This window comes from Sessilibacter sp. MAH1, assembly GCF_054658315.1.
Map to the genome: position 1 here is coordinate 148,026 of NZ_BAAGIC010000011.1, position 20,631 is coordinate 168,656.

General features: G+C 40.0%; 19 protein-coding genes. 13 read left to right on the top strand and 6 right to left on the bottom strand.

Going from position 1 to position 20,631, the window contains the following annotated elements:
- Positions 1-14: 14 nt before the first annotated feature.
- From ACYQ28_RS12370 to ACYQ28_RS12395, 6 genes are all read left to right on the top strand, one after another.
- Positions 15-605 (top strand): V-type ATP synthase subunit D, encoded by a 591-nt coding sequence (locus ACYQ28_RS12370; protein ID WP_460050670.1) that lies wholly within the window; start codon positions 15-17, stop codon positions 603-605.
- A gap of 3 nt (positions 606-608) precedes the next feature.
- Positions 609-2,438: a V-type ATP synthase subunit I gene (locus ACYQ28_RS12375; RefSeq protein WP_460050672.1), complete on the top strand. Its 1,830-nt coding sequence runs from the start codon at positions 609-611 to the stop codon at positions 2,436-2,438.
- Positions 2,431-2,883 carry an ATP synthase subunit C gene (locus ACYQ28_RS12380; protein ID WP_460050674.1) on the top strand — a complete coding sequence of 151 codons (453 nt, stop codon included), beginning with the start codon at positions 2,431-2,433 and terminating at the stop codon, positions 2,881-2,883. Before ACYQ28_RS12375 ends, ACYQ28_RS12380 begins: the two co-directional genes overlap by 8 nt.
- Positions 2,884-2,887: 4 nt before the next feature.
- The gene (locus tag ACYQ28_RS12385; protein ID WP_460050676.1) at positions 2,888-3,574 is read left to right on the top strand and encodes a hypothetical protein; all 687 of its coding nucleotides are present in this window, start codon (positions 2,888-2,890) and stop codon (positions 3,572-3,574) included.
- Positions 3,575-3,586: 12 nt separating this feature from the next.
- The gene (locus tag ACYQ28_RS12390) at positions 3,587-4,288 is read left to right on the top strand and encodes a hypothetical protein (RefSeq protein WP_460050678.1); all 702 of its coding nucleotides are present in this window, start codon (positions 3,587-3,589) and stop codon (positions 4,286-4,288) included.
- A gap of 70 nt (positions 4,289-4,358) precedes the next feature.
- The gene (locus tag ACYQ28_RS12395) at positions 4,359-6,248 is read left to right on the top strand and encodes a V-type ATP synthase subunit A (protein WP_460050680.1); all 1,890 of its coding nucleotides are present in this window, start codon (positions 4,359-4,361) and stop codon (positions 6,246-6,248) included.
- A 104-nt stretch (positions 6,249-6,352) separates the two neighbouring features.
- Here ACYQ28_RS12395 and ACYQ28_RS12400 read toward each other — a convergent pair whose 3' ends face one another.
- Both ACYQ28_RS12400 and ACYQ28_RS12405 read right to left on the bottom strand, forming a co-directional pair.
- The gene (locus ACYQ28_RS12400; protein WP_460050682.1) at positions 6,353-7,321 is read right to left on the bottom strand and encodes a glutathione S-transferase family protein; all 969 of its coding nucleotides are present in this window, start codon (positions 7,319-7,321) and stop codon (positions 6,353-6,355) included.
- Between the two features lie 1,643 nt (positions 7,322-8,964).
- Entirely contained in the window at positions 8,965-9,891 is a 927-nt protein-coding gene (locus ACYQ28_RS12405) for a cupin domain-containing protein (protein WP_460050684.1), read from the bottom strand.
- A 161-nt stretch (positions 9,892-10,052) separates the two neighbouring features.
- Between ACYQ28_RS12405 and ACYQ28_RS12410 the strand changes: the two genes are divergently transcribed.
- The 3 genes from ACYQ28_RS12410 (at position 10,053) to ACYQ28_RS12420 (ending at position 12,258) form a co-directional block, all read left to right on the top strand.
- Positions 10,053-10,421, top strand: a complete 369-nt coding sequence (locus ACYQ28_RS12410) for a hypothetical protein (protein ID WP_460050686.1) — start codon at positions 10,053-10,055, stop codon at positions 10,419-10,421.
- A gap of 259 nt (positions 10,422-10,680) precedes the next feature.
- On the top strand, positions 10,681-11,607 hold the full coding sequence (locus ACYQ28_RS12415; protein WP_460050687.1) for a 5'-nucleotidase: 927 nt from the start codon (positions 10,681-10,683) through the stop codon (positions 11,605-11,607).
- Between the two features lie 93 nt (positions 11,608-11,700).
- The gene (locus tag ACYQ28_RS12420; RefSeq protein WP_460050689.1) at positions 11,701-12,258 is read left to right on the top strand and encodes a rhomboid family intramembrane serine protease; all 558 of its coding nucleotides are present in this window, start codon (positions 11,701-11,703) and stop codon (positions 12,256-12,258) included.
- Between the two features lie 2 nt (positions 12,259-12,260).
- On the opposite strand, the gene ACYQ28_RS12425 is transcribed toward ACYQ28_RS12420, so the two are convergent.
- Positions 12,261-13,064 carry an amidohydrolase gene (locus tag ACYQ28_RS12425; RefSeq protein WP_460050691.1) on the bottom strand — a complete coding sequence of 268 codons (804 nt, stop codon included), beginning with the start codon at positions 13,062-13,064 and terminating at the stop codon, positions 12,261-12,263.
- A gap of 16 nt (positions 13,065-13,080) precedes the next feature.
- Positions 13,081-13,686 (bottom strand): phosphoribosyltransferase, encoded by a 606-nt coding sequence (locus tag ACYQ28_RS12430; RefSeq protein WP_460050693.1) that lies wholly within the window; start codon positions 13,684-13,686, stop codon positions 13,081-13,083.
- Positions 13,687-13,772: 86 nt separating this feature from the next.
- Between ACYQ28_RS12430 and ACYQ28_RS12435 the strand changes: the two genes are divergently transcribed.
- On the top strand, positions 13,773-14,342 hold the full coding sequence (locus tag ACYQ28_RS12435; RefSeq protein WP_460050695.1) for a phosphoribosyltransferase: 570 nt from the start codon (positions 13,773-13,775) through the stop codon (positions 14,340-14,342).
- Positions 14,343-14,468: 126 nt separating this feature from the next.
- On the top strand, positions 14,469-17,141 hold the full coding sequence (gene ppc / locus ACYQ28_RS12440) for a phosphoenolpyruvate carboxylase (protein ID WP_460050697.1): 2,673 nt from the start codon (positions 14,469-14,471) through the stop codon (positions 17,139-17,141).
- Positions 17,142-17,232: 91 nt separating this feature from the next.
- Here the strand turns inward: ppc and ACYQ28_RS12445 are convergent, their stop codons facing one another.
- On the bottom strand, positions 17,233-18,237 hold the full coding sequence (locus ACYQ28_RS12445; protein WP_460050699.1) for an integron integrase: 1,005 nt from the start codon (positions 18,235-18,237) through the stop codon (positions 17,233-17,235).
- 334 nt (positions 18,238-18,571) lie between these two features.
- Between ACYQ28_RS12445 and ACYQ28_RS12450 the strand changes: the two genes are divergently transcribed.
- Together ACYQ28_RS12450 and ACYQ28_RS12455 are read left to right on the top strand one after the other, a co-directional pair.
- Positions 18,572-18,841 carry a hypothetical protein gene (locus tag ACYQ28_RS12450; protein WP_460050701.1) on the top strand — a complete coding sequence of 90 codons (270 nt, stop codon included), beginning with the start codon at positions 18,572-18,574 and terminating at the stop codon, positions 18,839-18,841.
- Between the two features lie 476 nt (positions 18,842-19,317).
- Positions 19,318-19,785: a hypothetical protein gene (locus ACYQ28_RS12455; RefSeq protein WP_460050702.1), complete on the top strand. Its 468-nt coding sequence runs from the start codon at positions 19,318-19,320 to the stop codon at positions 19,783-19,785.
- A 656-nt stretch (positions 19,786-20,441) separates the two neighbouring features.
- Here ACYQ28_RS12455 and ACYQ28_RS12460 read toward each other — a convergent pair.
- Positions 20,442-20,631: hypothetical protein (locus ACYQ28_RS12460; protein ID WP_460164715.1), on the bottom strand; the 190-nt coding region annotated here is incomplete at its 5' end.

Below are 20,631 nucleotides of genomic sequence, written 5' to 3' on the forward strand. Positions count from 1 at the left end.
AGCGATAGCCATAAATGACAAAATTATTGTTATCCAAATCGACCTTAACACAACAAAAAAATAATTTGGCGTCGTACAAAAAATTTGTACCGGCGTTAGATTTAAAACGACAGCAGTTACGCTTAGCCATTAAAGAGCTTGAACGAAAAATAGATGATGTAAATCGTGACTATGATCAAGCTGTGAATTGGTTGCACGACAATATTCCCATGGTATCGGTATATTCAATGGCCGATGACCTGAATTTGCGGGTGATAGACGTTGAGTATCGTCCTTGGGTTGTAGCAGGTAGTAAATTAAAGATGATTGATTCTATTCGTTATTCTCAGCCAAATACGCCTATAAATGCTGAGTTTTTTTGGTATTTTCGATACCTTCAGCAGTTACAAGCTATTCTGCGCCTGCAACTAGAGTTACGCGTTTTAAAAGAGAATATTTTAATATTAACGGCTGCTTTAAAAAAAGTAACCCAACGAGTTAATTTGTTTGAAAAAATTCTCATTCCAGAGGCAGTGGAGAATATTCGTAAAATTCAAATCTATTTGGGTGATCGAGCCAGAGAGGCGGTTGTGACTTCTAAAATAGCTAAGTCGAGACATAAGTAGATTATGGCTATTGAAAAACTTAAAAAATTAACCGTCGCGGCCAGTCACGAAAACAAAAATACGGTTGTCGCAGAGCTACAGCGTTTTGGTTGCTTGCACATAATAGACTCCGAACCGTCACAAACCAATACTTCGTTAAACACCAATATTTCGTTAAACACTGGTGATTTAGAAAAAAAATACCAAGAAGCCATACAGTTTTTACACAATACAGTCGCAACGCTGCCGCAATTGAGAACCTTGTCGAGTGTAACGATTGAAACTATTCTTGATGATATTATTACGTTAAAAGCCGATCTAAAGCATAAAAATGATCAGTTGGATGTAATTAATCAACAAATCAAACTGATAGAGCCGTGGGGTAATTTTACCCTGCCAGAGTCTAAGTTCGATCAATATTTTACGTTATGGTTTTATCGATTTCCGGTGAAAAACCAACGTCAGTTGAATGAACTTGAATACCCATGGCAAATGGTTAATAAAACCCATAAATATTATTATGTAGTCGTTATTTCCGAAGATCAGAAAACGCCCAATATAGATAAGGCTCATAGAGATGATCTTGGCAGCCTTTCTTTGTCTGAATTAAATAATCAAAAAGAAAAAATCACATTAGAAATAGAAGAGTGCAATTTAAAAAGAATCGCTCTTTCAAAATACGTTTTCGTCCTAAAGTCTAAAGTCGCTGAAATTCAAAATCGTAATCAGTTTGCTAAAGCATTGGCGAGTATTCAAGACGAGTCGGGATTTTTTGTATTAAAAGCGTGGATTCCTGTTAAAAAGCTCGCCGAGCTTAAGTTGTTGTCTGACAAGGTTGGATTCGCGTTCATTGCTGAGTCACCGCCAGATAATGATACGCCACCAACGCTACTGGCTCCACAGTCTTTCTTTTCGGCAGGTGCCATTCTGTCGGCTATTTATCAAACGCCTAATTACAACCGTTGGGACCCATCGATACATTTATATCTGTCTTTCTCGGTATTCTTTGCCATTATCTTATCCGATGTTGGTTATGCGCTTGTTCTTAGTATTTTGTTTTTAGCAATTGGTTTCATTTATAGAAAAAACTCCATCGTTAAGCAGTTTGACTCATTAATGTTTTCGATATTTTTGGCATCGTCGATTTGGGGGCTGATGGTTGGTAGTTTTTTCGGCTATGAAATGAGCGCCATATCTACCGTTATTGATTTAAAAATAATTGATTTGAATAACTACAATTGGATGATGAAAATATCCGTAGGTATCGGTGTTATTCATATCGTTCTCGCAAATATTACCAGTGCTGTTTCTTCACTGACAAATTCTGAAAAGTTTTCGCTGAATCTATTGTCAAAACTGGGCTGGTGTTTGGTGGCAACCGGTGGCTATTGCTATTGGCTGTTTATGAATCAGACAGAATTTTTGACTTCTCTTTCATGGTTGATGGCGGCGGGGTTTGCATTGATTTTTGTGTTCAGCGAACCATTAAAGAGTTTTCGTGGTAAAGACATTAAAAAGTCATTAATTTCGGGGTTTGTAGCACTGAGTAATTTAACCAAATTATTCGGTGACGCCTTGAGTTATATGCGTTTGTTTGCCCTAGGTTTGGCCAGTGCCTCATTGGCAATTACCTTTAATAACTTGTCGGCACAATTTTTTAATGAGGCCGGTATAGGATACATCTTTGGCGCGATCATTTTTATTATCGGGCATTTGGTTAATATTGTGCTGGGTGTTATGTCTGGTGTTGTACATGGTTTACGTCTGAATTTTATCGAGTTCTACAACTGGTCTGATCCCGGAGAAGGCTATGTTTTTAAACCGTTTTATTTGAAAGAGATTGATTATGAGTGAATTTTTTGAACTGCTCGCTTGGGTAGGAATATTTGCACCTGTAGCACTTGGAGCAATCGGCAGTGTACTTGGCTGTTCTTACGCTGGACAGGCGGCGGTGGGAGCATTGCTTGATACGGATTCAGGTTATGGGCGCTATATTGGATTATCGGTATTACCTTCAACATTTGTTATTTACGGCATTGTGCTTATGTTCTCGTTACAAAATGTAGCCATCGCTGAAGAGGCACCCGGCTTGTTTGCTATTGGTGTTTTGTCGGGAATATCGCTGTTATACGCCGCTTCTTGGCAGGGGCGTCTCGCTGCTTCTGCGATTAATACCATTAAAGAAAAGCCCAGTGTTTTTGGCTTATCAATCACACCTGTAGCAATTGTTGAAGGTTTTGGTGTGTTTGTATTTATTTTCGCCTTGGTGTTAATTGGTAGTCTTTCTCCAGCGAGTTGAATCTATGAATGATAAATCAGAAAAAAACTCGAACGGTGTTGATGAGTTGATTCAGCGCCTTAAAATTGAAGGCGTAAAGGCTGCACAAGATGAATCTAATCGTATCATTACAAATGCTCGATCAGAAGCAGAGCGTATAATTGCGGACGCTAAAAAGAACGCCGAAACCATTTTAAAAAATACAAAAGAGCGCATTGATAAAGAGCAGTCCGCGGCTCATGATGCCATGGCGATTGCTTATCGAGATCTCATCATTGATATTAAAAATCATATAAAAACTCAGTTCTCGTCCGACGTGGAACGTATGGTTAAAGAAACGCTGGTCCATCCCGATATGATAAAATCTTTTGTGCAGGCGGCATGCAACAAAATATTGGGCGAAAATAAATTTGAATTGCACGATAGCTATGAAATTCTGCTGCCAGAACAACTACTGAAACTCGACGATATTACTAAAGACCCTGAAAGTGCATCTAAAGGGGAGTTGGCCGATTTTATCTTCTCCATTCAAAAAGACATGTTATCTAAGGGAATTACTTTTAAGCAGGGTGTTAAGGGTACTTCAGGAATTCAAATTCGATTGGTCGAAAAACAAATTCAAGTCGATTTAACCGATGAATCTATTAAAGCAATTTTAATGGAATACATAAACCCAAGATTTAGAGCTGTGCTCGAAGGCATCATACATTAACGGTAATAAACAATGACGAATCATGCCTATATTTATGTTAAGTCGAGTTTATCCGGGTTTAGGTCGTCGTACGAAATTCCGCAGCTTATACCCTCTAGAATAACCTTAGAAAAACGTTTGTCTATATTGCCGATAGAAGAACAAAGGCTGGTCTATCACCTTGAACGTGTTTATTTTCATAAAGCCGTTGGCGCAGATTTTACATCTGCTTTGAATTTGGACTTGGCTTCAAGTTTTAAAACGCTTACCAATAAGCCTTTAATCGATTTTTTAATCATGCAATGGACAATCGATTATTTATTTTTAGCCAAATCGCTAAAATACTATTCCGTTCCCGAACCACAATCGTATTTAGAGAAGATTCATTGGTTTTTTGATCAACAAAATGACCTAAAAAAGACAATTTTAAAGCACTGGCAAGAAGAGAATTTTGGATTAGGTAATCGATTTTCATGGTTGGCTAAAATAAAAGCATTATTAGAAAACGATGAAATTCTAGAAGCCGAGAAATTAAGGTTGTCGTTGAAATGGAATCTTTGTTATCGATGCGAAAATCGACATCAATTTAATTTATTTTCCATCATTATCTATGTGTTTCAGTGGAATATCGTATCGAGCTGGCAAGAGTACACAAAAGCGGATGTGCAAAAACACCTTGCAAATATAAGTGTAACCGAAGAGTTGGCGGAAGAATTAATTGGAAGCTCTGATTAAGTTATATAAGAATTAATCAGCATTTCTAAGCAAAATTAAACAATAATGTTTTATACAGAGTTTTAAGTTAATGGTAACTGTAGAATTGAATAATCATCAAGTTGACTCAAAATCTGAAGTTAGTGCTCGGGTGGTTGCCGTACAAGATGATTTAATCACGCTAGAGAGTGTAGAGACTTCGCAGGGTTTTTTACCGTTAACTAAAAACGAAGTTATTTATATTTTGCCGTCTCGTAAAACTGCCTCTGGTCGGCAAGAGTTTCTTAAGGCCGAAATTTTACGAATCTCTGGGATTAGGGCCGATGCACAGGTGTACGAAAGTACCTCTGGCGTTGGTGTTGGCGACGGCATTATGCAAACGCATCAAATGCTCTCGGTAGATCTAGGCCCAGGGCTTTTGGGTATGGTTTATGACGGGTTACAAAATCCGTTAGAAGACATCGCAGTTACTTACGGTACTTTTTTACCGCGCGGTGTTGATATAAACGCACTTAAATCCGATAAAAAATGGCTTTTTACGCCCAACGTAAAAACGCTTACCAACGTTAGGGCCGGTGATATTTTAGGTTTTGTCAGCGAATCAAAATTTAAACACCGTATTATGGCACCGTTTGATTTACAAGGAGTGTGGCGAGTTGAATGGGTTCAGCAAGGCAGTTTTACGGTTACAGAGCCGGTAATAGAATTGGTACAACTTTCAACAAATGATGCTGATCTCGAATTTAACCAAGTTACCAACAATAATACTCGCCGATTAATTACGCTGTCTCAACGTTGGCCCATTCGAACCTCTATCGCTAAAACCTTAACAGCAAAAAATAGGGCGCAACGAGGTTATCCTTGTGAGCCTTTATCAACCACGATTCGCTTGATTGATACATTTTTTCCCATTGCCAAAGGTGGTACAGGTTGTATTCCTGGGCCTTTTGGTGCTGGCAAGACGGTGTTGCAGGGGTTAATTTCTCGTTATTCGAATGTTGATATTGTTATTGTGGTTGCGTGCGGCGAGCGGGCGGGTGAGGTGGTAGAAACCATTCACGAGTTTCCGTCACTGGTTGATCCAAAAACCGGCGGTACGCTCATGGATCGCACCATTATTATCTGCAATACATCGTCAATGCCTGTCGCGGCTCGTGAGGCTTCGATTTATACCGGTATTACACTTGGTGAGTATTATCAGGCAATGGGTTATGACGTATTGTTAATTGCGGATTCTACGTCGCGCTGGGCGCAGGCAATGCGTGAAACCTCTGGACGCTTAGAAGAAATTCCTGGCGAAGAAGCGTTTCCTGCTTATTTAGACTCTGCGGTTAAAGAAATTTACGAACGTGCTGGAGTATTGGTTCGCGAAGACGAATCTTCGTTAACCGGAACCTTAACCATGATTGGTACAGTATCACCGGCGGGTGGTAATTTTGAAGAACCGGTAACCCAATCAACCCTGAGTACGGTAAAAACCTTTTTGGGTCTTTCTGCTGAACGTGCTTATCGACGTTTCTATCCTGCGGTTGATCCTTTGCAATCTTGGTCTCGATATTTTGATCAACTTAACAAATGGTTTGATAAAAATCTTGGTGAAGGCTGGTCGCAAAAAGTAGCAACATTAAAGCATTTATTACACCGCGGCGACGAAATAGAAAGAATGATGCAGGTGACCGGTGAAGAAGGTGTAACGACGGAAGACTTTATTGTCTATCAAAAATCTATGTTATTGGATCAGGTGTATCTTCAACAAGATGCATTCGATGCGGTTGATGTTTCTGTGCCCTTAGATCGGCAGATAGAGCTTTTAGCGCTTTTAGAAGCAGTTATTCAACATTTGCCCGACTTACACGATAAAAATGTAATCAGGAATTTTTATACAGAAATGTCTGGACTCTTTAAAAATCTGAACTACACACCTAGAAATTCAGAAAAATATTTTCAGTATCAAGAAAAAATTCAGTCCAAATTGAACTGAATTTTTTCGTTGGTTTAAATACTTGGTTCTGATAATAGAATTCCAACGCCTGAATTTTGGTATTAATGTCTCTGAATTAAAGTCCTTGAATTAAAGCTTCGCACTTAAACATCTTTATTTTTTAGCTTTCCATACCAAGGTAAATACGGCCCTTTAGGAATAATACCGGTTGGATTCAAGGCTTTAATTGAGTAATAACCGGCTTTGATGTGGTCGATAAAGGTATTCTCATTGAAGGCCTTTATTTCAAGCAGCTGTTCAAAATAACGTGAAACGTTTACGTAATCACGAATCATTTTTTTGTTGGTTTTGAATATTCCGTAATAGGCACAATCAAAACGTGCCAAGGTTACAAACAGTCTAATATCGCTTTCCGTTAATTGATTACCAACCACGTAATCCTTGCCTTGCAAATGCGTTTCTAGCCATTCTAAGGTAGAAAAAACCTCGTTGTATGCTTCTTCGTAAGCTTCTTGTGTGGATGCAAAGCCCGCTCGGTAAACGCCATTATTAAACGTGTTGTATATTTTTTCGTTGAAGTCATCTATTTCGGGTAAGAGCTCAATAGGCGCAATGTTGTATGAGCTGTTGTGAAGTGGGCGAAAATCTTCATTGAGTATTCTCAGTAAATCAGAAGACTCATTGTTGCGAATTTTTCCAGTAATGTTATCCCAAAGTACAGGAACTGTTGCTCTGCCGGTATAGTTAGCATCAGTTTGTGTATACAGTTGATGCATATGAGAAAATTCAACGTCGCTAGGTGCCGTTGCGTTTGCATATTCTCCAAAAAACCAACCTTCATCACTCAATCTTGGGTGAGTTACTTTCAAATCGATAACATTTTCCAATTCAAACAATGACCGAGCGATCAAAACACGGGTGGCCCAAGGACAGATATAGGCAACATAGAGCGAGAAATGGCGAGGTAACGCAGTGGGCTTATCTTTTATTGCTTCAATTTCTTCGGGACTTATGCGATCTCTAAACGAGCTGCTTTGTCGTATAAATCTACCTTGTTCGTCTTTTTTTTGTACAGGGTCCCAGTTCGCCTGCCATGTTCCATTAACCAGCATGTTGTTCTCGTTTCTTGTTGAATTTAATGGATGTTATAAGAAACTTTAATTCCAGACCCAAGCTGAAATATTTAATGCAATTCATCAAAATGTTTGTATTTTTAGGATTCAGACCACTGGAACACGGTCTGAAGGACGTTTTGATTAATTTAGAGATATTAAGAGCTGAGTTTTATTATTTAAATGCAGAGGTGATCAGAGATTTATTTAATTTAAGGACGCTTTAACGTTGATCTAGCGTTTTGAACTCAAGAAAGCAATAAAACGGTCTGCAATAAGATAATTTGTAATGAGATAAAGAGTAATAAGAGTTGAATGTATACAGTTTTTTGAAGGAGGTTTACAGGACGGGTAATCCGTTGTATGAGAAAAAATTAGGCATCCGTGCCTATCTGTAATGTCTCACCTTGATCTAGCACTACCCATACTAAATGTCGGTGATTGAGAAAATTCACGTAAAAAGGAAATACTAAAGCAAAAAACTAAAACGCAAGCAAAAGGACCATGACACTGAAATTTGTTTCGACCCAATATTAAATCAACTAAAGTGTTTAATATTGCCTTCCACAAAGTGTGATTTGCTTCCGTTGGATACAAGGTAGAGGTTCTCGTTAATTCATTAAATTTAAATAATTTAAATTACTTCATCAAATTAACCGAATGTTAAAATACAGTCATGAAAAATAATTCACATTCAAATAATAAGTTGAAAAAAGTAGTAAGAAAGTTTGTAATTTCTTGGATGTTATTAATTCTCATTATTCAACTTATAAAAAAAAGGTTATTTGTAGGTATTATTTTTTGGAAAAACTTCTAAATAATTTAAATTTATAATTGCTATAAAGGTTTAATTTTTTACTGTTCGCTGGCAGTTTTACCCTGGGTGTTCATTCACCTGAATTGTATTTATTTGTCGCGTTTGAGATGACTTTTTTAGCGTATAACTTGGTTCTGAAAAGACTTTTTACTATGTATTTCATACAGTTATGTTTTTAAGAAGGTCTATTCTCAGTTGCAGAATAGGACTCACACATTTATATCAATGACGGCAGCGGGTTTTATATGGCGACGGATAAGTAACGTTAGACGATGAAGAGGCTTATACAGGAAACTCTGGTTGATCGAGTGTTTCTGGTGATAATAGACTCTGTTGCCGATTGCAAGAGTTATAAGTGATTGAAACTATTTAGAAAATATAAGTCCTGTTTTCAATTTCTGCTCTTTGATTAAATCATGGAAGAATCAGCTCGAAGTTTCTATAAACAAACAAGATAAGAAAGGTTCAAATTTAGACAAATTTGGTATTTAGCATAGAGGATGTTCGAGTTTCTGTTACAAATTAGCACTGCCTAAATTATTCTTGGAAAAATATTTTAATCACTCTATTTTATGGTGTTACAACAAGAGTACTGGCGGGAATATATCAAAGATGGAAATTAACTATTGTTTGAATCCTCAATACACTCTACTGAATACATTCTATTCTGGTCAAATCTCATTTACCTTTAAATTATTTTCATAACAGTGAGTTTTTATTTTTGCTGGTATTTTAGTGTCGTTGAAAACATCTAATCGCTTGAACATTTTAAAAAGCTTTATTTAAGCGATTTCAAGCTACTATTTGCTATATTTTAACGATTTATCTACCCGGATTTTCTTTCTTGTCCCGGTGGTATACCCACTCGATTTTTATAGGCTTTTCTAAATGCAGACTCCGTTTCATAGCCAACGGCTTCAGCAATTTGAGCGATCGATAATTCTGTTGTTCTAAGCAAATTGGTTGCTCTTGCCATTCGCCATTGTGCTAAATATTGCATGGCCGGCATTCCAACCTTTTCGTGAAAATATTGAGCAAACGTTGATCTGCCCATGAGTGCATGTTTGGCAAGTTGTTCTAGTGTCCAAGGTTTATCGGGTTGATTGTGAATCGCCGCGAGTGTGCCATTGATTTTTGGATCGAACAGTGCTGCAAGCATGCCTTCTTTTACTTTACCTTGCTGAATTTGTAAGCGAAGTATTTCAATAAACAATAGATACGAAATTTGATTTACACAGGCGTGAAATCCGGCCTCTTGGCGCCTTAATTCATTCAGTAATAAATCGATCAATAAGCGTAACGATGGTGTTTCGCTCAATTGTTGCAGGCCAAGCAAAATCACGGGATCTAAAGAATCGAGCAGCGGCCAGCTAACTTGATGTTTAAATTCAAAGAAACCACAAATCATGCCGGTATCTCGAATTTCTCCGAGGTTTTCTACCGGTTCAGGAATCTGATTAAACTTTTGATTTGGTGCAATTTCAATCGCATTGGAGATTATGTGTTCGTCGTCAGTCGGAAAAATGACCATATCTCCGGCAGACATACGCTTAGGTGGCTGATTATCCAAATGCAACCACGCCTCTCCGTAAGCAATTAAGTGAAAGGGTATTTTTCGCAAACCGGAAGTATTTACAGCCCAGTTGCCGCAAAAATGGCCTTCTAAATAAACTTCTGCCCGCAGGTCTAGTTTAGAAACGACCGAACTTAACGCATCCGGCTCTTCAAGTGAGTATTCTGTACGTTTGGACATGAATATTGTACGAATTGAGTCTATAAGTATTAGGTTAGTGGACTATAGTATCGTCACTGGTTGAGAGTCACCAGTAGTTTTTTTGTCTGCCTTGGTTTGATACACACTAATCATTGCGGATATTAGATATAGCTTTTTATGAAGTCCTCATGGGGGAAAAAATGAATACTTTAAAACATTTTGTAATTGCTTTATGTGTGGTTTTTGCAGGTTTTGCGCAAGCTGAAGTTGCTAAAAAGAATAGTGACGGTGTTACTGTAATTCACTTAGATGAATACTCAGGTTATTTCTCTGCACACGAAACTCTAGCGAGCCTAAAACCAGGTGACTACGAATTCGTTGTAACCAATAAATCAGACAAATTAGTTGGTTTCCAAATTCAAAATCTTTCTAGCAAAGAAAACCTAGATATGTTCCCGCTAGAACCAGGCGAAACTCGTACTTCTAAAGTTGAAGTGGGTAAAGATGGCGTACGTTTCCGTTGCCCACTTAACCCAACTCCTTGGTACGATGTTGACGTTATCAAGTAAGTTGTTTTAAACAAGTTAGTTAAGGTTGTAGTACTACTCTTAACTACTGTTTAAAGTACGAAATGCATCGTTTGTTATTACAATGAACGGTGCATTTTCTTTTTTTAGCCACAAAAAATATTTTTTAATGTTCGCTTTCAACAGATCAATTAATTTAGTGATAAAAATATTTTGAAGATGACTTACAATTTTTAGCTTGAATCCATAGAAGGTTGATGAGAGATTTCTAAACTTCTGATTTTAACTAAAGGTTACTGTTGTGTCGTTTGATCTTAGTGAGCGTCTTGTTGTTGGCTTGGCATCCAGTGCTTTATTCGATTTAGAAGAATCAGACGAGGTGTTTCGCTCCAAAGGTGAACGAGCATATCGAAGCTACCAATCTGAACACCAAGATAAACCACTAAATAAAGGTGTAGCTTATCCGTTTATACGACGTTTACTGTCTCTTAATAAGATGAATCCCGAAAACCCTCCCGTAGAAGTCATTTTATTATCGAGAAATGATCCAGATACTGGTCTTAGAGTTATGAACTCCATAGAGCACTATGGGTTACCCATTACTCGCGCGGTGTTTCTACAGGGCACATCTCCACATGTTTATATTCCGGCTTTTGATATCGAACTGTTTTTGTCTGCCGATAAAGTGGATGTAAAACAGGCCATTATTGCCGGATATCCCGCCGGGCAAATATTAAAAGGCAGTTTTACCGATGATAACGAAGATTCGCAATTACGCATTGCCTTCGACTTTGACGGCGTTATTGCTGACGACGAGTCAGAAACTGTTTTTAAGCGATCCAATAATCTTGATGATTTTCATGGTCACGAAGTTGCGAAAGCCAATATTCCTCACAGTCCAGGTCCATTAAAAAAGTTTTTAGCGCGTATTTCTACAATTCAAGCGTTGGAGCTGATCAAACAAGAACAAGACCCAACTTATAAGCCTATTTTAAGAGTCGCCATTGTTACTGCCAGAAATGCGCCTTCGCATAAGCGTGTTATTAATACGATGCGTCATTGGGGAATTATGGTAAATGAAGCCTATTTTATGGGAGGTGTTGATAAATCGACCGTTCTAGAAGTTATGAAACCTCATATCTTTTTTGACGATCAAAAATTGCATTTAGAACGCGCATCTTCTTATGTACCTTCGGTACACATTCCATTTGGTATTGCCAATCAATAACATTATCTGTGTTTCTCACTGATAACTCTGCGTTTGCATTGATCCTAAATCTCGGTATCTTTGCGGTTTTAGTATTAATGCGAGAGTGTATTTGTGATTCATAAGATAAGTCAGCATTTTAAACTTCTCATCTTTATGTCTTTAACGCTTGTGGCCGTGCATGCGTACAACGTTTATACCAATGGTCAGTTGGTGTATTTAGGCATCGGACCCAGAAACGTAAATACCCTGTGGCACATTTATACCGCGCCTTTTATTCATGGTAGCTGGGGCCATTTAATTAATAATCTGATTGGTTTATTAATTTTTAGCACCTTATGTTTAATGCGCTCTACCAAGTTTTTTATCTACGCAAGCTTTTTTATTATTACTCTTGGTGGCTTTTTAACCTGGTCTTTAGGCAGGGCAACCCTTCATGTGGGTGCCAGCGGTTGGGTATTTGGGCTTTGGTCGTTGATTATTTTAATGGGTTGGTTTGATCGCCGATTTGGCAGTATTGCCATTGCTATTTTAGTGCTGATTTTTTACGGGGGAATGATTTTTGGTGTGTTACCTACCGATAAACGCATTTCTTACGAGTCTCATTTATTTGGTGCAATTGCCGGAGCTTTATTTGCGTATTTGTTCGGTAAAAAGTCTTGGGCGCGGTAATGTTATTTTTTTAAGGTAAGTTCGAATAAATCCGCATCCATCCATGCTGGAAACTTTTCACGGAACTCCAGAAGATCGCTTTTGCTCAGTGTTTGTGTAATCTCAAACGAGCTGTCTTCTGGTTCATCAACCATCAGTTGACCTTTAAAATCAACAGCAAGCGAATCACCGCTGTACTGCCAACCTTTACCGTCTTCACCAATGCGATTAACGCCCACAACGTAGGCGAGATTTTCGATGGCTCGGGCTATAAGCAAAGAGCGCCAGGGTAGGCGTCTTGGTTTTGGCCAGCTGGCCACGCAGAGCATTAGGTCATAATCGTTTTGGTTACGACAAAACACAGGAAAGCGTAGGTCGTAGCAGACGGTCAGCAAAATATTCCAGCCTAAATATTCAATACAAACGCGCTTATCGCCAGGTAAATAGCGCTTGTGTTCATCACCCATACGAAACAAGTGAACCTTGTCGTAATAAACCGGCGCTTTAAACGGTGTTACAAACCACAGTCTGTTGGTGTGACCCGCGCCAGTATCGAAAACCGTACTGCCACAAATGGCTGCATTAAGTTCGTTTGCTTGAGCCTGCATCCAATCCAAAGTTGGATTTGAGCCGGTAGAATCTAACGCTGATAGGCTGAGCGAATCGGGTTCGGTCGTAAAGCCAGAGGTGAACATTTCTGGCAATACGATCAAATCGGTTTGCCCTTTGAGGGGCGCCATTTTGTCTGCGAGATTGGCGCGATTTAGCGCAGGTTGATGCCAGGCTAAATCGGTTTGAATTAACGTAACACGCAAATCTTCAGACATTTAAATGCTCGTAAATTTAGGCTTTAGGTTCGGTCGCACTGACTTTGGCAATGTTATATTTTTCGCAAATTTTATGTACAAAGGATTTTTCTTGACCAATTTCTTGCTCTGTTAGGCCATCCAATTCGTAGGGAAAGACCAACCAATCTTCGGTTTCATGCACGTAAAAATCCGGTTTTCTTTCCACTCGTTCAAGGGAAGGTTTACGCCAAAGCGTAGCGATTTTGACGTCTTCTGGCATATTGCGGCGAGTCTTTTTTTGCAGACGATTTAACACCGCTTGTACGTTTAAGCCCGTGCTGTAAACGTCATCAACGATCAAGAGTTTATGGTGTGACTCAAGATTGTCTAACAGATACTGTGTGCCGTGAACACGAATATTTTCGTGTTTCTCGACCATAGAATTGTAACTGCTGAGTCCTCGGTAAGAGGTTCGCAAAGAGATGTGATCTGTTTTAATGCCTAAAAATTCGAGGCAATCCTGCACAGCTATACCTACAGGACTACCACCGCGCCACAATCCAACAATAAAATCAGGGCGAAAACCACTGCGATAAATGATTTCGGCTAATCGGTATGAATCTAAAAGTACGGTTTCTGCATCTAAATATTTTTTGATCATTTAATCAAATGCCATGTATGGTCGCGGAAATAGGATTTGCCAGTATATAATAATTGACTGACAAGACAAAAATTGAGTAGCAGTTAATGGCAGACAAGTATTACATCTCTTCTCAACAATTATTAGAAGACTCGTTTGAACTCGGCGCTAAGGTTCTGGCGAGCGGTTTTCGACCGAAAGTTATTATTGCCCTGTGGCGCGGTGGTACACCCATCGGGATTGCTGTTCAGGAGTTTATTGATCACTACGGTGGTTGCCAGTCTGACCACATTGCGATTCGAACCTCGTCCTATTCGGGCATTGGTCAACGCTCCGATAACATTCGTATTCATGGCTTAAGTTATCTGCTCAAAAACTTTAATTACGACGATCCATTATTGATTGTGGACGACGTTTTTGACACTGGCCGAACCATTGACGCCTTAATTAAAGAATTGCAAAGCAAGGCCCGTAAAAACTGCCCAAAAGATATTCGAGTAGCGGTGCCTTACTACAAGCCTAAATCGAACCTAACCGATCGTGTTCCTGACTATTATTTGCACGAAACCGAACGATGGTTGAAGTTTCCCTTCTCTTTAGAGGGATTAACCAAAGATGAAGTGGTAAAGAATCGTCCCCAAATACACGACATTATCGGTGACTTGATACCTGATTAATGTATTAAAAATAGTTTTTAGGTATCAGAAATTATTATTTGATTGTCATAGGCAATATCAATTAAAAACTCCGCATTAAAGTGTTAGTGTAGCGCGAACTGATTATTTTCATTTGCGGAGTTTTTTATGTCGGTTAAAGAACCAACTCTAAGTAAAGAGGCGAAACCTCTTAACGAAAGTACTTCCGACTCATTACGCGACAATATTCGCATGCTTGGGCGTATTTTGGGGGACACCATCAGTCAAACCCACGGCCAAGAGGTACTCGATCAAGTTGAAGCCATTCGTAAGATGGCTCGCGATTCACGTAAAGGCAATGAACAGGCTCGCTCACAATTAACGCAACTATTGAGTTCGTTAAGCGACGAACAAATGTTGATTGTTGCCCGTGCCTTTAACCAATTTTTAAATCTCGCCAACATTGCGGAGCAATATCAAACCGTTGCTCCGGGTGAAATCACCGCCCACGCCGGTGAGCGTTCGTTAAAAGAATTTTTAGCTACCGCAAAAACGTCGATTAATCCCGTAGATTTTCATAAAGCGCTCAATGAATTATCCATTGAATTGGTCTTTACCGCGCACCCAACCGAAGTCTCTCGCCGCACCTTGATCCAGAAACATCAATTACTGAACGATAGCTTGGCAGAGATGGATCGAACCATTGATTCTCATGAGCGTTCGGATATTCAGGCACGTATCGAGGAGCTTATCGCGCAAGCTTGGCATACCGATGAAATTCGTGAGCGCCGACCAACACCGGTAGACGAAGCTAAATGGGGTTTTGCGGTTATCGAGCAATCGCTTTGGCATGCCGTGCCGTTATTTATGCGTCGATTCCATCGAATGCTTAAAACGGAATCCGACATCACCATGCCGTTAAACTGGATGCCGCTGTCGTTTGTATCTTGGATGGGCGGCGACCGAGACGGCAATCCATTTGTAACCGCAAAAGTAACTCGTGAAGTCCTGCTTACCAGTCGCTGGGAAGCCATGGATTTATATTTGCGCGATTTCGATCGACTCTGCTCAGAAATTTCGGTAACGCCTTGCAGCGATGAATTGCGTGCGGTTGTTGGTGATAGCAGCGAACCCTACCGAACTCTGTTAAAACAATTGCGCGATCAAATTGAAGAAACTCGCGACGCTTTAACAGCAGAATTAACCGGCAAACCAAATGCCGCAAAAGATTTAATTACCCATACAGAGCAATTACGCGCACCTTTAGAAATGTGCTACAGCTCATTGGTAGAGGTTGGCCTAGAAAGTATTGCTAATGGCCTATTGCGCGACACTATTTGGCGAGTGCATGCATTTGGTGTACCTCTGGTTAAACTCGACATTCGTCAAGACAGCGAACGTCATACCGAGGTGTGGTCGGAATTAACCCGCTATTTAGGTTTAGGGGATTACGGACAATGGGCCGAATCCGATAAGCAAAACTTTTTATTCACAGAATTAGCCTCAAGAAGACCGCTAATTCCTCAAAGTTGGCGCCCAAGTGCCGACGTGCAAGAAGTTTTAGATACCTGCCGCCTAGTCGCAAAAACCGATCCCCAAGCCTTGGGTATATACATTATCTCAATGGCGAGAAAACCCTCCGACGTATTGGCGGTGCAATTATTATTGCGCGAGTGTGGTTGCCAACATCGTATGCCGGTTGCTCCTTTATTTGAAACCCTCGATGACCTAGAGCACGCCGAAAGTATCATCAGCGAATTGCTCAAGCACGATTGGTATCGTGGCTATTTACAAGGCCGCCAGTATGTCATGATTGGCTACTCAGACTCAGCTAAAGACGCCGGATTTTTTGCCGCTGGCTGGGCGCAATATCACGCGCAAGAATCATTGGTTAATCTGGCAGAGGCCAACGGCCTAAAATTAGTATTATTCCATGGCCGCGGTGGTACCGTTGGTCGCGGCGGTGCTCCTGCGCACAGTGCATTGTTATCGCAACCGCCGGGTAGCTTGCAGGGTGGCTTACGTGTAACCGAGCAAGGCGAAATGATTCGCTTCAAATACGGCCTGCCAGACATCGCCGTGCAATCCATGTCGCGTTTTGCATCGGCCATTTTAGAAGGTAATTTATTGCCACCACCCAAGCCTAAGCCTGCTTGGCGTGAAACCATGGTGAAACTCAGCGACGTATCGTGCAAAGCCTATCGCGGTGTTGTGCGTGAAAGCGAAGATTTTGTTGCCTATTTTCGTGCGGCAACACCCGAGCAAGAACTTGGTAAATTACCGCTAGGTTCAAGACCGACCAAACGTAAACCCGGCGGTGGCGTAGAAACACTACGAGCAATTCCATGGATATTTGCATGGTCACAAAATCGCATGATGCTTCCTGCTTGGTTAGGCACTGGGCAAGCATTAGAAGCTGCGCGTAAAGAGCACGAATCTACATTGCGAGAAATGTTTGAAAACTGGCCGTTTTTTAAAGCGCGTTTATCCATGCTCGAAATGGTTTTTTCAAAAGCTGATCCGTGGCTTGCGGCTTTATATGATGAAAAACTCGTTCCCATTGAACAGCAACATTGGGGCGAAACATTACGAGCAAACCTGGCCAACGCAATTGCACAAGTGGTTGATTTAATTCCACACAGCAAACTCATGCAGGCAGACCCACAAATTCAAGCATCAATAAAAGTGCGCAGCCCCTACATAGACCCGCTAAACATCTTGCAAGTTGAATTGTTAAAACGTATGCGGGAATGCGGTGAAGTGTGTGGCGGCACGACACTCGAAAAAGCACTTATGGTAACCATTGCTGGTGTAGCCGCTGGTTTAAGAAATACCGGTTAGGGCTGTAGAAACCTCTGATTAACTCTTAAGAAATTAATACAATTTTTTGAGTAAGAAAAAATAAAAGGCTTTGAGATAATTCAAAGCCTTTTTATTGATACGAATTTGAGTTCGAAAAATCCAACGGGCTGGTAACACCTCTTTCATGCAGGCCTACAACATGGGTGTAAATTTGCGTGGTTGAAATATCTCTGTGGCCTAACATTTCCTGAATGGCACGAATATCGGTTCCGTTTCTCAATAAATTCGTAGCAAATGAATGCCTAAAAGTATAGCAGCCTGCTTTCTTAAGAATGCCCACACGCTTAATTGCGGCTTTTACTGCGCGCTGCACAGATTGTTCACCTAAGTGATGCCTTCTTTTTATATTCGATCTCGGATCAATAGAATAGTGTGGTGCTGGAAATAAATATTGCCAGCCCGGTGAGGTTGACGCATTCGGATATTTTCTTTCTAGAGCAAAAGGTAAATAAACCGAGCCGCAACCATCTGCCAAGTCTTTCTGATGCTGAGCTAAAACGAAATTTACTTGATTTTGTAAATCGTCAATTAAAGAACTGGGTAATAGGGTTCTTCGCCAATAATTGCCTTTTGCCTCTCGAACAATTAAACATCCATTACTAAAGTCCACATCTTGTACGCGTAAACGAACCGACTCCATCACGCGTAATCCAGAGCCGTACATCAGAGATACAATTAACTTATAAATACCGGATAATTCATTGATAATCGACATCGCCTCTTGATGCGAAAAAACAGTAGGAATATGTCGTTGTTTAGAACTTGGCGTAAATTCAACGCCTTCTAGCGGTTTGGATAAGAATTGATTGTATAAAAATGCCAAAGCGTTTAACGCTGTTTTCTGCGTATTAACAGAAACATTTTCTTGTAAAACCAAACTCGATAAAAACTGATTTACGTGATCAACCGTTAAATTATTTGGGTGCTGACGGTCATGAAAACGGATATAACGTAAAATCCAAAAGCAATAGACTTTCTCGGTTTTATAAGATAAGCGCTTCGAGCGAATAAAAGCCCGTAACTGATCCATCAACCGTGTTGGATTTTTTGGAATAGGAATGGGTATATCATCCACATCAAAAACCTTGTTAGAAAATTTCAAATATCCTATCTAAAATAACCCAACATAAAAATCAACCTAAGTATGCTTATCTAAATAGTTTTCTAATATGTTTCAAAAATTAATTAAATTCAATAAGTTACCTGAACATGGTTTTTTCTGAGATAGATTTCACTGTGATACAAAATCCAAAGATGAAATTTGTGCCAAATTAGCTGAAATATTGACGTGACAAAGCTTTCGAGATAGCGTTGAGAAAAATTCACCCCAGATAGATGTCACAACGACGGTAAATTGGGGAAACATACGTCGTTAAGACATCTATTAAACTGTTAAGTGTCAATCGAGCATGAGCGATCTAAGACGAAAATTAGAGCTACGAATTGATCCAGTGCAAGGACCAGTTTTGGAGCTAGATGACTGGAATCATCGAGATTACATTGAAGATGTATTGGTCGAGCACTTTGATATTGACTATGAATACCTGATCGAAGATGAAAAGTCAGGTAAATACACGTTGTACTTTTGTGAGTCCAATAAAGTAGCAGACATTGAAAATGCGATTGAAGCTATTAATAAACATCATGCATCTTCACAAGAATTGTATGAAACTATATAGCAAACACTTAACAAGCAAAGGCAGCATCGCCCTGCGGGCTGGACGCGCTATCGCGCGCCGCTGCTTTGGGCGTTAGAACTGCTCAGTGGTTTTATCAGTGGTAAATTTTAGGTGTTACGTAAACTGGAAATTCTGGTTCTTAGTATTTTTAAGTAAAGTGCAAAATATTGGCAGCTACAAAATCGTGGTAGCCAATTTTTAGTAAGAGGTAGGTTTGCGTTGGGCAGTTTTGCTCTTCGTGGTTTCAATTAGTAATGTAGCTGCGTAGGGATAGGTAGTTTCGTTCTTCGTGGCTTAACATTGGCAAATGTCGTCACAGAAACTAAGGTAGCTTAAATGTTTAGTGGTACACTTTTAGCGATGCAAAATAGCTATCTTCGTGGTTGTTCTAACAAGTTGCTCTTATTCGTTCCGGCCACAAAATGTGGCCTCCACCGGACGCGCTAGCGCGCGCCGCAAAGCAAAGCGTTAGGCCTATGAGAAACATGCGCACCTTTTTGAAATATTCTCTGCTAGGTTTATGTACCCTTGGGGTTATTTTCGCTACATATCCGTTTGTGGCTTCGATGAATCCTTCGTATGAAGCAAATGCCAAAGTACCATCATTCAAAACCAACTGGATCGAAGTTGGGGAAACAAAGACAACCCCTGACATAGCATATCCTGCGGAGGTTTTCATAACCCGAATAAGTGAAGATAAATTCTTTATATTTACGGTTGCATACGATAATCGCCGCAAAGTCTATTGGGTTGCTCCTCCTTATGATGAATGCAATGAACTTAAAGTTAATCTACAACCTAATAAAGTTCTCTGCCTGTTAGGTAAGCATGTTCCTGTGACGTGGGACTTTGATGGAAAGCCCGATAAAGAGCCCTACGCAGATCTATATGTTTTGCCATATTCCATAAACGGACAAACTGTGCGTTATGGTCGTGGGGCCTAACAAGTTGCTCAAGTACACTCCGCCAGCCAAGGCTGGCTCCGCGGGACTGCCCAAGCTACGCTTGGTCAGCCCCTTAGCAAGGCGTTAGAACTATTTTGCGGTTTTATCAGTAGTAAATTTAGGTGTTACGTAAACTGGAAGTTCTGGTTCTTGGTATTTATAAGTAAGGTGTAAAAGGTTGGCAGCTACAAAATCGTGGTAGCCAATTTTTAGTAAAAGGTAGATGTGAGTTGGGCAGTTTTGCTCTTCTTAGTTTCAATGAGTGAAGTGGTTGCGTGAGGCAGAGCAGTTTTGTTCTTCGCGGTTTCAATTAGTAACGTGGCACGTAACGTTTGGTAGTTTCGTTCTTCGTGGTTGAAATTGGCAAACTTAGTCGCAGAAAGTAAGGTAGTTTAAATGTTTAGTAGTACACTTTTAGCAACGCAAAATAGCTATCTTCGCGGTTGTTCTAACAAGTTGCTCTTATTCGTTCCGGCCACAAAAAGCGTGGCCTCCACCGGACGCGCTAACGCGCGCCGCAAAGCAAAGCGTTAGAACTGTTCTGGGGTTTCATAAGTGGTAAATTTTAAGTGTTATGTAAACTGGAAGTTCTGGTTCTTGGTATTTTTAAGTAAGGTGTAAAAAGTTGACAGCTACTAAATCGTGGCAGCTAATTTTTAGTAAAAGGTTTGTTTACGTTGGGCAGTTTTGCTCTTCTTAGTTTCAATGAGTAAAGTGGTTGCGTAAGGCAGTGCAGTTTCGTTCTTCGTGGCTGAAATTGGCAAATTTAGTCGCAGAAAGTAAGGTAACTTAAATGTTTGGTGGTACACCTTTAACACTGCAAAATCGCTATTTTTGTACTTGTTC

Coding starts and splice junctions, on each gene's coding strand:
- ACYQ28_RS12370 (WP_460050670.1), top strand. CDS start 15: ATGACAAAATTATTGTTATCCAAATCGACCTTAACACAACAAAAAAAT.
- ACYQ28_RS12375 (WP_460050672.1), top strand. CDS start 609: ATGGCTATTGAAAAACTTAAAAAATTAACCGTCGCGGCCAGTCACGAA.
- ACYQ28_RS12380 (WP_460050674.1), top strand. CDS start 2,431: ATGAGTGAATTTTTTGAACTGCTCGCTTGGGTAGGAATATTTGCACCT.
- ACYQ28_RS12385 (WP_460050676.1), top strand. CDS start 2,888: ATGAATGATAAATCAGAAAAAAACTCGAACGGTGTTGATGAGTTGATT.
- ACYQ28_RS12390 (WP_460050678.1), top strand. CDS start 3,587: ATGACGAATCATGCCTATATTTATGTTAAGTCGAGTTTATCCGGGTTT.
- ACYQ28_RS12395 (WP_460050680.1), top strand. CDS start 4,359: ATGGTAACTGTAGAATTGAATAATCATCAAGTTGACTCAAAATCTGAA.
- ACYQ28_RS12400 (WP_460050682.1), bottom strand. CDS start 7,321: ATGCTGGTTAATGGAACATGGCAGGCGAACTGGGACCCTGTACAAAAA.
- ACYQ28_RS12405 (WP_460050684.1), bottom strand. CDS start 9,891: ATGTCCAAACGTACAGAATACTCACTTGAAGAGCCGGATGCGTTAAGT.
- ACYQ28_RS12410 (WP_460050686.1), top strand. CDS start 10,053: ATGAATACTTTAAAACATTTTGTAATTGCTTTATGTGTGGTTTTTGCA.
- ACYQ28_RS12425 (WP_460050691.1), bottom strand. CDS start 13,064: ATGTCTGAAGATTTGCGTGTTACGTTAATTCAAACCGATTTAGCCTGG.
- ACYQ28_RS12430 (WP_460050693.1), bottom strand. CDS start 13,686: ATGATCAAAAAATATTTAGATGCAGAAACCGTACTTTTAGATTCATAC.
- ACYQ28_RS12435 (WP_460050695.1), top strand. CDS start 13,773: ATGGCAGACAAGTATTACATCTCTTCTCAACAATTATTAGAAGACTCG.
- ppc (WP_460050697.1), top strand. CDS start 14,469: ATGTCGGTTAAAGAACCAACTCTAAGTAAAGAGGCGAAACCTCTTAAC.
- ACYQ28_RS12450 (WP_460050701.1), top strand. CDS start 18,572: ATGAGCGATCTAAGACGAAAATTAGAGCTACGAATTGATCCAGTGCAA.
- ACYQ28_RS12455 (WP_460050702.1), top strand. CDS start 19,318: ATGAGAAACATGCGCACCTTTTTGAAATATTCTCTGCTAGGTTTATGT.